Annotated in this window: 12 protein-coding genes and 2 pseudogenes; 5 read left to right on the top strand and 9 right to left on the bottom strand. The window is 64.9% G+C overall.

Annotated elements, in window-relative coordinates; genetic code table 11:
* Positions 1 to 54: 54 nt before the first annotated feature.
* From PGN23_RS06465 to PGN23_RS06445, 4 genes are read right to left on the bottom strand one after another with little or no spacing between them, the layout of a single operon-like run.
* Positions 55 to 1,287 (bottom strand): NAD(P)/FAD-dependent oxidoreductase, encoded by a 1,233-nt coding sequence (locus PGN23_RS06465; protein ID WP_335302037.1) that lies wholly within the window; start codon positions 1,285 to 1,287, stop codon positions 55 to 57.
* Positions 1,284 to 2,144 (bottom strand): DUF6691 family protein, encoded by an 861-nt coding sequence (locus tag PGN23_RS18415; RefSeq protein ID WP_443019731.1) that lies wholly within the window; start codon positions 2,142 to 2,144, stop codon positions 1,284 to 1,286. The genes PGN23_RS06465 and PGN23_RS18415 overlap by 4 nt, the downstream gene beginning before the upstream one ends.
* Entirely contained in the window at positions 2,141 to 2,578 is a 438-nt protein-coding gene (locus tag PGN23_RS06450; RefSeq protein WP_335302036.1) for a YeeE/YedE family protein, read from the bottom strand. The genes PGN23_RS18415 and PGN23_RS06450 overlap by 4 nt, the downstream gene beginning before the upstream one ends.
* A complete protein-coding gene (locus tag PGN23_RS06445; protein ID WP_335302035.1) occupies positions 2,578 to 2,811 on the bottom strand; it encodes a hypothetical protein in 234 nt (77 codons plus the stop codon). Before PGN23_RS06445 ends, PGN23_RS06450 begins: the two co-directional genes overlap by 1 nt.
* Before the next feature lie 69 nt (positions 2,812 to 2,880).
* On the opposite strand from PGN23_RS06445, the gene PGN23_RS06440 reads away from it, so the two are divergent.
* From PGN23_RS06440 to PGN23_RS06430, 3 genes are all read left to right on the top strand, one after another.
* On the top strand, positions 2,881 to 3,513 hold the full coding sequence (locus PGN23_RS06440) for a peroxiredoxin (protein WP_335302034.1): 633 nt from the start codon (positions 2,881 to 2,883) through the stop codon (positions 3,511 to 3,513).
* Complete coding sequence (locus PGN23_RS06435) at positions 3,510 to 3,890, top strand: ArsR/SmtB family transcription factor (RefSeq protein WP_335302033.1); 381 nt, start codon at positions 3,510 to 3,512, stop codon at positions 3,888 to 3,890. Before PGN23_RS06440 ends, PGN23_RS06435 begins: the two co-directional genes overlap by 4 nt.
* 268 nt (positions 3,891 to 4,158) lie before the next feature.
* Positions 4,159 to 4,761, top strand: a complete 603-nt coding sequence (locus tag PGN23_RS06430; RefSeq protein WP_335302032.1) for a GntR family transcriptional regulator — start codon at positions 4,159 to 4,161, stop codon at positions 4,759 to 4,761.
* A 409-nt stretch (positions 4,762 to 5,170) separates the two neighbouring features.
* On the opposite strand, the gene PGN23_RS06425 is transcribed toward PGN23_RS06430, so the two are convergent.
* On the bottom strand, positions 5,171 to 6,100 hold the full coding sequence (locus PGN23_RS06425) for a hypothetical protein (protein ID WP_335302031.1): 930 nt from the start codon (positions 6,098 to 6,100) through the stop codon (positions 5,171 to 5,173).
* 386 nt (positions 6,101 to 6,486) lie between these two features.
* On the opposite strand from PGN23_RS06425, the gene PGN23_RS18410 reads away from it, so the two are divergent.
* Both PGN23_RS18410 and PGN23_RS18405 read left to right on the top strand, forming a co-directional pair.
* A complete protein-coding gene (locus tag PGN23_RS18410; protein WP_443019730.1) occupies positions 6,487 to 7,035 on the top strand; it encodes a putative immunity protein in 549 nt (182 codons plus the stop codon).
* 251 nt (positions 7,036 to 7,286) lie between these two features.
* Positions 7,287 to 7,490, top strand: a pseudogene (locus PGN23_RS18405) (GFA family protein); the annotation flags it as partial.
* On the opposite strand, the gene PGN23_RS06420 reads toward PGN23_RS18405, so the two are convergent.
* The 4 genes and pseudogenes from PGN23_RS06420 to PGN23_RS06405 all read right to left on the bottom strand — a co-directional run bounded on the left by PGN23_RS06420 (position 7,416) and on the right by PGN23_RS06405 (position 11,481).
* The gene (locus PGN23_RS06420; RefSeq protein WP_443019744.1) at positions 7,416 to 7,943 is read right to left on the bottom strand and encodes a sigma factor; all 528 of its coding nucleotides are present in this window, start codon (positions 7,941 to 7,943) and stop codon (positions 7,416 to 7,418) included. The pseudogene PGN23_RS18405 and the gene PGN23_RS06420 overlap by 75 nt on opposite strands.
* 26 nt (positions 7,944 to 7,969) lie before the next feature.
* Entirely contained in the window at positions 7,970 to 8,269 is a 300-nt protein-coding gene (locus PGN23_RS06415) for a putative quinol monooxygenase (RefSeq protein WP_335302029.1), read from the bottom strand.
* A gap of 770 nt (positions 8,270 to 9,039) precedes the next feature.
* Positions 9,040 to 10,009: pseudogene (locus PGN23_RS06410) on the bottom strand (IS3 family transposase); the annotation flags it as partial.
* A 173-nt stretch (positions 10,010 to 10,182) separates the two neighbouring features.
* Complete coding sequence (locus PGN23_RS06405) at positions 10,183 to 11,481, bottom strand: NAD(P)/FAD-dependent oxidoreductase (RefSeq protein WP_335302028.1); 1,299 nt, start codon at positions 11,479 to 11,481, stop codon at positions 10,183 to 10,185.
* Positions 11,482 to 11,492: the final 11 nt, after the last annotated feature.

The raw sequence follows: 11,492 nt of genomic DNA, 5'->3' as shown, positions 1-11,492 counted from the left end.
ACCCGACGAGCGCGCCGGAGATGCCGCCCAAGAGGTACTGGATCGGCTCCAGCGTCATGCCGCTTTGCCGATCATATGGGGGGCGGCCATCGGCTCGCGGCCCTTCAGCATCGCGTGCCAGTAGATCGCGGGCAGCAACCGCTCCTTCAGATACCAGGCGGCGCGCGTCGGCTTGGACCCGTCAATGAACCAGCGCGGGAAGCTCGGCAGGAGTTTCCCGCCATAGCCGAACTCGGCCAGCACGATCTTGCCGCGCTCGACGGTCAGCGGGCACGAGCCATAGCCGTCATAGTCGGCGACCGGCGGCTTGCCGTCCAATGCCGCCAGCACGCTGACCGCGACCACGGGCGCCTGCTTGCGCGCCGCCGCGGCGGTCTTGGCGTTGCTGGTCGCCGCCGCGTCGCCGAGCGCGAAGACGTTCTCGTATTTCTTGCTCCGCAACGTCGACTCGTCGACCGCGATGAACCCCGTCTCGGCCGCGAGCGGGCTCTTGGCGACCCACTCGTGCGACACCTGCGGGGGGACGACGTGGAGCATGTCGAACCCGCGCTCGACCCGGATCGTCTCGCCGTCCTTCTTCTGCGCGAAGGTGGCGACCTTCCGGTCGCCGTCGACCGCGACCAGGTTGGATTCGAGGCACAGGTCGATCCCGTACTTCTCGATATATTCCATGAGGGCGGGGACATAGTGCGCCACCCCGAACAGCACCGCACCGGCATTGTGGAACTCGACGTCGATGCCGGGCAGCGTGCCCGCTTCGCGCCAGAGATCGCACGACAGGTACATCGCCTTTTGCGGTGCGCCCGCGCACTTGATCGGCATGGGCGGCTGCGAGAACAGCGCGCGCCCCTTCTTCAGCTCCTGGACGAGCCGGTAGGTGTAGGGCGCGAGATCGTAGCGGTAGTTGGAGGTGACGCCGTTACGGCCGAGCGTTGCTTCCAGCCCCTCGATCTTCTCCCAGGCGAGGCGCAGCCCCGGCGCCGCGACGAGGACGCGGTAGGTGAGCGTCCGCCCGTCCTCCAGCGCGACGGCGTTGCGGTCGGGATCGAAGCCGGACGCGGCGACCTGGAGCCAGTCGACGCCCTTGGGCATCACCTCGGCTTCGGTCTTGCGGGTCTGCTCGGGCGTGAACACGCCAGCGCCCACCATTGTCCAGCCAGGCTGATAGTAATGCTCTTTGGCCGCGTCGACGATTGCGATCGTCACATCGGGATTACGCTTGAGGATACTGGAGGCGGTGGCGATGCCGGCCGCCCCGCCGCCCACGATGACGATGTCATAGGTCATCGCCCCCCCGCCCGACGCCGCAGCGACGGCATTAGCGCCGTGATCTTGTGGCCTGCGGCAGCCGCCCGCCTGACGAGTTCTCCAGGTTCGCTGTCGGGCGCCAGCCCCAGCGCCCAAAGCGCCGCGGAACGGGTGCCGGTCCGGCAATAGGCCAGGATCGGTTTCGGTAATTCCCGCATCGCCCGCGCCATCGCGTCGGCGTCGGCATCGCCGGCTTGCGTGAAGCCGATCGGGATATGAGCGAAGGCGAGGCCGAGCCGCGTGGCCTCGGCCGCGATCTGGGCGGCGCTCGGTTGCCGGGCGTCCTCACCGTCCAGCCGGTTGGCGATGATCGAACGGAAACCTGCGCGGCGGGCTCGTTCGACATCGGCGACGTCGAGTTGCGCCGAGACGGCGAAGTTATCGGCAAGATGCGTGAACTCCATGCTGCTTCCTTTCGATGGCGGGGCTGGCAGAAGACGGAAAAGGACGAACCCGGTCGTCATGCCCACGCAAAATACGAGCGCCGGGACCGGCGCCACGGCGAGCGCGGCGACGGCCGGGCCGGGACACAGACCCGCGACGCCCCAGCCGATCCCGAACAGAGCCGCACCCCCAAGCAGGCGAGCATCGATCGGTGTGGTTGACGGCAGATGAAAGGCGTCCGCGACGAGCGGGCGGCCGCGCCGTCGCACGAGCGCCCAAGCGGCCGCCATCGGGAGCAAGGCTCCGCCCATCACGAAGGCGAGCGTCGGATCCCAGGAGCCACCCACGTCGAGGAACGCGCTGACGCGCGCTGGATCGGTCATGCCCGAGATCGCCAGCCCCGCGCCGAACAGCATGCCGCTGGCAAGTGCGACCAGCGTCTGTCGGCTCACAGCGCCACCCCGCTCAGTCGCATGATCGTCGCCGTTGCGATCCCGAACCCCATGAATGTCGCTGTCGCCGCCATCGAACGCGGCGAGAGCCGCGCCATGCCGACGACGCCGTGGCCGCTGGTGCAGCCGGAGCCTAGCCGTGTGCCGAACCCGACAACGACGCCGGCTACCGCCAGCAAGACGAGCGATGACGGGAAGTGGGCTCGAACGCCCAAGGTGAGGAGGATGATCGCGGCGCCGATCGGCAGACCGATCGCAAACGCCAGCGCGATGCCACGTGGCACGCCCTCTCCGGTAAGGCCGGTCGCGCGCGCGAACAGACCGCTGCATCCGGCGACCCGTCCGTTGACGAGCAGCATGAGCGCCGCGGCAAGGCCGATCATCAACCCGCCGGCGAGGCCATGCAGCGGCATGGCATGGGGAAAGCCCGGCATCAGGGCGTGTTCAGCGGCATGCGGAGATAGCGGGTGCCGTTGGCCTCCGGCCCAGGCAGGCGACCGGCACGCATATCGACCTGGATCGCGGGCAGCATCGGCCGCGGTGACGAGAGCGTCGCGTCGCGCGCCGAGCGTATCGCGACGAAGGCATCCTCGTCGAAGCCGTCGCGGACGTGGATGCTGCCGTTCCGCTGCGCGGCGACCTGTTCGAGATGACGACCACCAGACACTTACGACTCCTAACAAATCATCCTTTATGTATGTTTGTAATGCTCTTGCGTCAACAACCTTCGGCTGCCATGTCCGACGCGATGGACGAACCTGCCCCCCTGCCTCGACCGCTTCGCATCGGCGATCCCGCCCCCAATTTCACCGCACGCACGACGATGGGGGAGGTCAGCCTCGATCAGTATCGCGGGCGCTGGCTCCTGTTCTTTTCTCACCCGGCCGACTTCACGCCGGTCTGTACCAGCGAGTTCATCGCGCTCGCCAAGGCAGCGCCGACATTCGAGGCGATCGACTGCGCGCTGCTCGGCCTGTCGGTCGACAGCCTCTACAGCCATGTCGCCTGGATGCGCGCGATCCACGAACTCTCGGGCGTCGAGGTGCCGTTTCCGGTCGTGGAAGACCCTTCGATGGCGGTCGGACGTGCCTATGGAATGCTTGATGCTGCGGCGACCGACTCCGCCGCGGTGCGGGCGACCTACTTCGTCGACCCCGAAGGCGTGGTCCGGGCGACCAACTGGTATCCGATGAACGTCGGCCGATCGGTCGAGGAGATGCTGCGCACGGTGCAAGCGCTTCAACGGGCGTCGAGAGGCGACGCGCTAACGCCCGCAGGCTGGCATCCTGGCGACGAGGTGTTGTCGCCACCCGCGCTTCCGGTCGATGGCGAGGCGAACTGGTTTCACCGGCTGAGGCCCGACACATGAGCCTCGATCGTGCCCAGGCCGATGCAATGGTGGAACGGCTACGCACACTCGCCCAGCCCCAGCGACTGATGATCCTCGCCTCGCTTCTCGATGGGGAGCAGGCGGTCGGCGAGATCGAGGCGGCGACCGGCATCGGTCAGCCCGCGCTCAGCCAGCAGCTTGCCGAGCTACGCCGGGCCGCGCTGGTCGTGACGCGCCGCGAAGCGCGTCAAATCCACTATCGCATCGCCGACGACCAAGCCGAGGAATGGGTCCGAGCCTTGTTTGCCGCCTTGGGGGCGGCGCGACCGGTCGCGAAGGTGACGCCTGCATCGGCGAAGCGTGCGGTCACACCGGCCTACCTGTTCGGTGCGGCTTCCTTTGCGCGAGTAGGATGATCGAGAAATGAAGCGGTCTTCAGGTTCGGTGCTTTAGCGGCTCCGGCAATTCTCGCGACAAGCGGTGCGGCGACGGCCACCGACCCTCGCCACCCGATTTTGGAGGGCTATGGTGCCTTTGCGCCGATGCCAGACCCTAAGGAGCGGCGCAATGTCCCTCGATCCTGCTCGGCGACGAGATCGACGTGGCGATCGGCGCAGTCGACGCGCTGCGTCCCGACCAGGCCGAGATGGTCGCGGCGTTCGTCGCTGGGCAAAGCCCCGGCGGATGAACGCCGGCGCAACGACCGAGCGCGTCCACGACGCGATCCGGCGGTTGATCCTGACGCGCGTCGTGCGACCGGGCACCCGGCTCGACCCTGCCGTGCTGGCGGACCGGCTGGCCACCAGCGCGACGCCGGTGCGCGAGGCGCTGAACCAGTTGTGTGGCGCCGGTCTCGTCGATGCCCGTCCGGGCGGCGGCTTCCATGTGCCGATGATCGACGCGCCCGCGCTCGCCGACCTCTACCGTTGGAACGAGGACGTCATCGGGATCATCCTGCGATCGGCGGCCGGCCGGATCGCAGCCCATGCCGCCAATGGCGGGCAGGCGGACGACGATGCGACGGCGACAGGCGCGCTCGTCGAACGCCTGGCCCGCGCGTCGAGGAACGAGGAGCACCTGCGCGCGGTTCGGGACATCAACGCGCGGCTGCACGCGGTCCGCCTGGTCGAGGCGGGCTTGATCGCTGACACACGGGACGAGATTGCGCATCTGTCGGCGGCAACCGATCGCGGCGATGTCGCCGCGCTCCGCATCCGCTGGCGCCAATACCATCGCCGTCGTCGCCGGATGGTTGCCGAGATCGTCCGAGCACTGCTGCGTAGCTAGCTGTTGTGGTGCCGGGTGAGAAGTATGCCAGCCCTGCAGCTAGCGCAGCGAACGCGACATTGCTGTCCCGATGACATTTCACGCGCGAAATCCGTCAACGTGGTCCGGATCGCAAGACACCGAGGCGAAAAGGGGGCGTGGATCCGGCCGGCGGCGTAGCTGTTCAACTGGTCCTGTACGCGCACGTGACAAGCGTCTTCTGCCGGTCGCCGACAGAATTGCTGCCGGTCGCCTTGCGGGTCACAAGCATGTTTTGCACGTCCCGGTAGCTGGTAGGCCGGGTGGCGCAACGAACTTCGCCGGTCATCAGGTTCTGCCCGACTTTGGGATCGCTCAACTGGAAACTGACCTTCAGGCCGCTTGTGATCACGGCGGCACCGGGCAGGCCGATCGTGTACCAGATGTTCGATCACGTAATCGATGTCCCGCCCCGGTCGTCGATCCCGACCCGAAGGATGAGGGGCAACCGATCGAAACCGGACGGTGCCAGCTGCGCAGCCGCCACGATTGCCGGTGTTCCCTTCTCGGCCGAGGTGATGGCCGCGATAAACTTGTCGATCGTGTCGACCATCGCCTTGTGGCTTTCGCCGTCGCACTGGCGATTGGCATCGGTCCAGCGCTGGAGGTCGGCAAGGAGCAGGAACACGGGGTTCGTCCTGGGATCGACCGCGACCTGCTCGTCGAGCACGATGAGGCCAGCGTTGCTGGCCTTGGCGAAGGTCGGCGTTGTGGTTGAAAGATCGTGCCATGCGGTGTCGGCCGCGTTTCCCATCAGGATGGCATTCAGAAGGGTGCGATCGTCGGCGCTCAGTTTGATCGCGCCGACGCTGATGTCGCTCGCGAGCGCAGCCACGATATCGGTTCGCGCGAACCCGAATTTCTGGGTCTTCGTCGTCTCAGCCGGCGCATCCAGGAATGCAGAACTTCCGCGGGTGGTTTGCTCGACGACGATCGGTGCCTTGCGGCATCCGGCGGCCGGCATCGCCTCGGCCCTCGTCTTCAAGGACCGGAGCCGCTCGACCACCCACAGCGCCATGGAGAAATCGACCGTGTCGGACTTGCCCAGCACCAGTACTGGGCGATTGCCGTTCGCCGACCGGGCGGCCTCGGCGATACGCCTGATGGCCGCGCCAGCCTGAAGCATGGCGTCGCTGTCGAGCAACGATGCCTCGATCGCTCCCGCACCATCGCCCATCGTCGTCTTGCCGCTCGCGGCAGCGACCCCCAAGCCAGCCGCGATGCCCGTCTTCGTGACATCATCCGGCGCATGGGCCGGTACGCTGGTGCCGAGCGTGGCCACGAGGCCAAGCAACACATTCCTAGTAGATTTGGTCGCCATAACTTCCCCCTCAAGAGACATGTCAACTGCCGGCCGCCCCCGGCCGGCCGCGATACTACCATTGCTTTGACGCAATTGCTCTACCTATAGGAACCGTATCGGCGCTTCCCTTCGCCAAGGCGCATCCTTGTCAGGGGGAGTGTCCTGCCTGCGCCGGATGGCGGCATAGAGCGGTCGAATTCTCGAGACGAACTGCGGCTGACCCGCCAGGCCGCACGCTCCTGCTTTCCGGATGATCCGCGGTTGGCGGACAATTCCGGGGAAGCGGATGCAGGACGGCTCCCGGGACGGCAAGACTTGCATGCTTCCTTTGACGAGACGGAAGCGCGACTGTTGCCGCCGCTGCCGCCAATCCGGAAGAAAAGACGAGGATTCAATGCGTGCCGATGTGCGCATATCTCAGCGCCATGGCGGATGCTGCAAAGGTCTATCACAGCTTGGATGCTTGCCGGGCCGTCGAAGGCTATGCGGCGCAGTGCGCTTGTTCTGTCCTCCCGGTCTTCGACCGACGATACCCGCACGATCGGCGGCCACACGACGCCATCGCCGCCGCCCGGCTGTTCGCAGGCGGCGCAGGACGAACCAAGCTCCTCCGAGACAGGGCATGGTCTGCGCTTCGGGCTGCTGGGGAAGCTGCCGACCACGGTGAACCTGCGGCGAGTGAGGCAGCGCGGGCCCCTGTCGCAGCCGCTGGCGCCGCCTATCTGCACCCGCTGGCGACGGCGACCCAGGTCAAGCACATCCTTGGATCGGCGGCTCATGCTGTCCGAGCCATCGAGCTCTCGTCCCCGGACACCGCAGAGATGCACCTGGCGATGTTGGCAGGCCTCGCGCCGCCACAGGTCTCTGGGATACTCCGGCGCTATCCCGAGGCCCCATTGAAAGGCGGTCGGGTCGGAGAACTCATCCGCGAATTCGACGCGGCGCTTCGTTGAGCGGCCGTCGAACAGGCGCATCGCAAAAGCGCGATCCTGGGCGGAAAGACGCGACCGCCCCGTCGGACGATCCGTGCGGGAATGTCCCAACCATCTCGCGGGCGAGCCTCGGCAGGATGCCGAAACGATGTCACTTTCGCCATCGCACGATCACCCGCCATTCGAAGTCAGCCGGATCGTATCGGATCATCCGGATGCGGAACCAGGATGCTGGAAGTTGTGGAAGGGTGTAGCCTGACAGGCATTCTCTGATGCACTGGCGACGGGACCGAGGAATGCTGGAAGCAAAATGCCATTGCGGCGGTGTGACGATCGCCATTCCACGCCGCCCACGTGTCTTGACAGCATGCAACTGCTCTCTTTGTCGACGCGTCCAGCGCCTATTCGCCTACTATTCGGGAGCGTCGCTTATCCTGAGGCACAGGCCCTCGACCCTCGACAGCTACGTATGGGGAAAAGGCGTCCTGCGATGGTTCCGTTGCGCGATGTGCGGATGTTTCACGCATCACCGCCCGGAAGGCGACGAAATCGACAAGAAGCTGCTCTGGGGCGTCAATCTCAGGCAGATTGCGGACGCTGGGCGACGCGCGCTGCAGCAAGAGCAAGAACGCCGTCTCCAAAGCAAAAGAGAGTTCCTGCGGCTCTTCCATCGTCGCACCGGCCAATGGCTCGGGCAGCCACGGTCCCACATAGTCCGTCCGCGCGCGAGCGACCAAGCGGACCACATCGATCGATCGTCGCGTACAGACTGTAGTAAGCCACGCAGCTGGGTTCTGGATCGAATGTCGATCGGCTTCTGACCAGCGAATGAACACGTCCTGCAGGACGTCTTCGGCATCGGCATGCGTGCCGAGCATACGATATGCGATGCCAAACATCGCTGGCCGGGCAGCTTCGAACGCCACCATCATCGCAGCGTCGATTGTCACTTCCATCAGGCGCCTTTAACCCATCGCGGTTCGAGGATCGTCACGTCGGGATCATGCGCCAACAACGGCCGTGCTTCATTCAGGTAGGCCAGATACGCGGGCGATTGCACGAATGCATCCGCGTCTTCCTTCGACCGGTATAGCTGAAACGCGCCTACCGTGTCAGGATCGGTACCGAAACTGTAGATGTAGACGAGGTGGCCGTCGTTGGCGTCGATCGCCGGCATCATGTGCCGACGCCACACCGCCTCCAGTTCGTCGCGCCGACCCGGCGTGCTGCTATGCGTGAGAAACAGGGCGTGCATGATCGTGTCTCCGAATGTTGGGGATGCTTCCCCTCATCATGACGGATCAACCTACGCGATCGTGACACGCACGACAGCCGATCTCAAACCGATCGCAGATGCTCGGCTGAAATCGATAACCCCGGCTTCCCATAAGTACAGTGGTAGGCCGGCCGAAGCCTTTCCCGTTGGGATCGAGTTTCGAGAACGCTAAAGGTGTCTCGAAACCCATTGCACGCGGTGAAATGAGAAACGATCGGCAACATAAGTCGGATGGCGCCGATGGCCCGAATTGGTGCAGACCTGTAATATGGTTCTCAGGCGAGGAAAGACGGATTTCTGGGGAAGTGGCCCGGAGGGCAGGCACGCCGGCGGGTTCAGCTTTCATGCGCTAACGGCAAACCCGCCCGAAGAAGAAGTTCGGCGACACAGCCATGACGAAGCTCATTTCGTGCTGGTGCTGGCCGGCGGCTATATGTCGTCAGCCGCAGGCGCTCCGATGGTGTCCGACACGCCGGTTCTAATTTATAACCCACCCGGCACCATCATCGCCCAGCTACGCTGGTGCAGGGGCCGTCCACCCCATCACGTCACGACCAACCCGGCGTAATCGCGACGTCCGCCGCAAGCACGTCAATTGGTCCATCGACGAGCAGCAGATACACATACGCACGACCATCCGACATCACCGTCGAGCGCGAGCCGAACGAAGGCGCACGGCCGCGAGAGGTCATGGCGCCCGGCATCCAGTCATTAGCCGCGATTGACCGTCGAATGCGGGCCACTTCGGCGGCCAAGCTCAAGAACCAGTATGCGTTGAGGCATTCGGCCCGCAGGCGGCCGTTGAACGCCTCCGCGAACGCATTGTCGGTCGGCTTGCCGGGGCGGCTGAAGTCCAGCACTACATCATGCTGATAGGCCCATAGATCGAGATCCTTCGAGATGGATTCCGGCCCATTATCTAGACGAATGCGCTTGGGCGACCATGTGCCGCGGCAACGCGGTCGAGCGTTTCGACCACGTCAGATCCGCGATAGCTTGTCCGTACATCGAGCGCTGGCGACACACGCGTGAAGTTGTCGACGATCGACAGCACGCGGATCTTGCGCCCGTCGAACAGTTGGTCCGACAGGAAATGCATCGACCAGCACTCGTCGGGCGCCGTCGCCGCGTCCGGTCATCGCGCAGCTTCGCCTTCACCTTGCGCTTGCGCGTCTTGTTGCGCAGCTGCAGCGCGAGTTCGCGATACAGCCGATGAGTGCGCTTGTGGTTGATCTCCCAGCCCTCCCGCCGGAGCAGCACATGGATGCGTCGATACCCGTAGCGAACACGGTCGCAGCCAACTCCTTGATCCGCATCTTGAGGCCGGCCTGATCGAGGCGGCGGGACTGGTAGCGCTGGGTCGATCGATTGATCGGAAACGCGCCGCAAGCTCGCCGTTCGCTGACCTGGTAGCTCGCCTGCAAATAGCCGACGATCTCCCGGGCTCGACCAGGCCCTACATTTTTCGGCGGATGACGCCCTGGAGCATCTCCTTATCCAGGCTGAGGTTGGCCACCAGCCGCTTCAGCCGCACGTCCTCCTCCAGCACCTTCAGGCGCTTCATCTCCGACGGCATCAGCCCCCATATTTGCTACGCCATCGATAGTAGGTCTGGATTGATATGCCGGCCTTCCGACAAACCTCCTCGACCGTTGTTCCATCCTCCGCCTGCTTGAGGATGAACGCTATCTGCTGCTCGCTGAACCTCGACTTCTTCATTGACGGATTCCCTCGTCCGGCACTTGCCAAACCTAACCGGGAATTTCTCAAAAAGAATGGACCAAACCCAAGGGCTCAGGTCAATCGAACACAAGGCAGAGGTACGCCTTTGCCTATTCCATGACAAAGAACTTCGCTGCTGACGCATAAGCGATCAGCGTGGCGATGCTTGTTTAGCTCAACTTACTAGTAGGACGTACGAAATTTACGAGATGGTCAGCCACCCAGAGTGCTAGAGCCGCAAGGGTGCCGTGAAGCCGCATCTGGTGGCGCCGATAGAGGAAGGCGTGGCCGGCCTTGGCCATCCGACCATGCAGAAAGCCGCGACCGAAGACGCCAAACCGTCCTAATGCGCCATAGGCGTCGTAACCGCCGAGTTGTACAAGCGCGCCGAGGTCGCGGTAACGGAACGGCGGCGCTTTGCGACCCGCGATCATCTTTGGCAGCCAACGCCCCAGATAGACCGCCTGCTGATAGGCGACCTGCGCGGTGGGAGACAGCGGTCGGCGCTGCCCGGTCGGCGTTAAGGCGGCGCAGTCGCCGAGTGCGACGATTTCCGTGAACGACACCGAGCGACACCAAGCATCAACCACGATACGGCCTTCGCGCGTTCGCTCCAGCGCAGCAAGCGTCTCGGCAAGCGGCGCCGCCTCGACGCCGGCCGCCCATACGCACAGATCGACCGACAGATGTTCGTTGCCCACCTGCAATCCCGTAGCATCGACGGCAGTAACGACAGCTTCGGTCGTTACCGTCACGCCCAGTTGTTCAAGCCGGACCCGCGCCGCCCGCGACACCCCTTCTGGAAAGGCGGACAGCAGCCGGTCCCCGCGATCCAGCAGATTGATCTCCAGCGATTGCCGAACGCCGCCCGCACCATAATCGTCGGCGATGTCCGCCATCTGCAGCAACTCGGCCGCCAGCTGGACGCCGGTCGCGCCCCCGCCGACGATCGCGATGCGCAGGGGCGTGGCGGTCTGCGCCGCCTCGATCAGTCGGGGCGCGATATCTGCTTGGAACGCGGTCGCCTCCTCCAGCGTGTCGATATGTCGAGCATGGACCGCTACGCCTTCGACACCGAAATCCGCCGCGACACTGCCCACAGCCAAGACCAACGTATCGTATTCAAGGGTCCGTTCGGGCAGTAGCGGTCGGCGGTGGAGGGCGAAAGGTGCGACATGTACGACCCGCGAACTGGGATCGACCGCTTCTGCTCGACCGGGGACGTAGGTGAAGCCGTGCCGCCGCGCCTGAGCGGCATATGGCACCCCGACGTGCGCGACATCGCAGGTTCCGGCGGCCACGCTGTGAAGCATCGGCTTCCAGACATGTATCGTAGCGCAGTCGACCAGCACCACGTCGAGAGAACTGTCGCGGCTAAGGATGCCGGCAAGATCGAGGCCCGCGACGCCCCCACCGACGATTACCACCCGATGGTGCCGGTCAGTGAGGTCAGGAGCGGGTGCGAACATCCGCCACCCCA

The sequence above is a fragment of the Sphingomonas adhaesiva genome (assembly GCF_036946125.1).
Taxonomy (GTDB): domain Bacteria; phylum Pseudomonadota; class Alphaproteobacteria; order Sphingomonadales; family Sphingomonadaceae; genus Sphingomonas; species Sphingomonas adhaesiva_A.
Note: the sequence above shows the minus strand (reverse complement) of the source record. Positions and strands in the feature narration are given on the sequence as shown.

Excerpts from the sequence above, each read along its gene's own strand:
- PGN23_RS06465 (WP_335302037.1), bottom strand. The coding sequence starts at position 1,287 with ATGACCTATGACATCGTCATCGTGGGCGGCGGGGCGGCCGGCATCGCC.
- PGN23_RS06450 (WP_335302036.1), bottom strand. The coding sequence starts at position 2,578 with ATGCCGGGCTTTCCCCATGCCATGCCGCTGCATGGCCTCGCCGGCGGG.
- PGN23_RS06440 (WP_335302034.1), top strand. The coding sequence starts at position 2,881 with ATGTCCGACGCGATGGACGAACCTGCCCCCCTGCCTCGACCGCTTCGC.
- PGN23_RS06435 (WP_335302033.1), top strand. The coding sequence starts at position 3,510 with ATGAGCCTCGATCGTGCCCAGGCCGATGCAATGGTGGAACGGCTACGC.
- PGN23_RS06430 (WP_335302032.1), top strand. The coding sequence starts at position 4,159 with ATGAACGCCGGCGCAACGACCGAGCGCGTCCACGACGCGATCCGGCGG.
- PGN23_RS06425 (WP_335302031.1), bottom strand. The coding sequence starts at position 6,100 with ATGGCGACCAAATCTACTAGGAATGTGTTGCTTGGCCTCGTGGCCACG.
- PGN23_RS18410 (WP_443019730.1), top strand. The coding sequence starts at position 6,487 with ATGTGCGCATATCTCAGCGCCATGGCGGATGCTGCAAAGGTCTATCAC.
- PGN23_RS06420 (WP_443019744.1), bottom strand. The coding sequence starts at position 7,943 with ATGGTGGCGTTCGAAGCTGCCCGGCCAGCGATGTTTGGCATCGCATAT.
- PGN23_RS06415 (WP_335302029.1), bottom strand. The coding sequence starts at position 8,269 with ATGCACGCCCTGTTTCTCACGCATAGCAGCACGCCGGGTCGGCGCGAC.
- PGN23_RS06405 (WP_335302028.1), bottom strand. The coding sequence starts at position 11,481 with ATGTTCGCACCCGCTCCTGACCTCACTGACCGGCACCATCGGGTGGTA.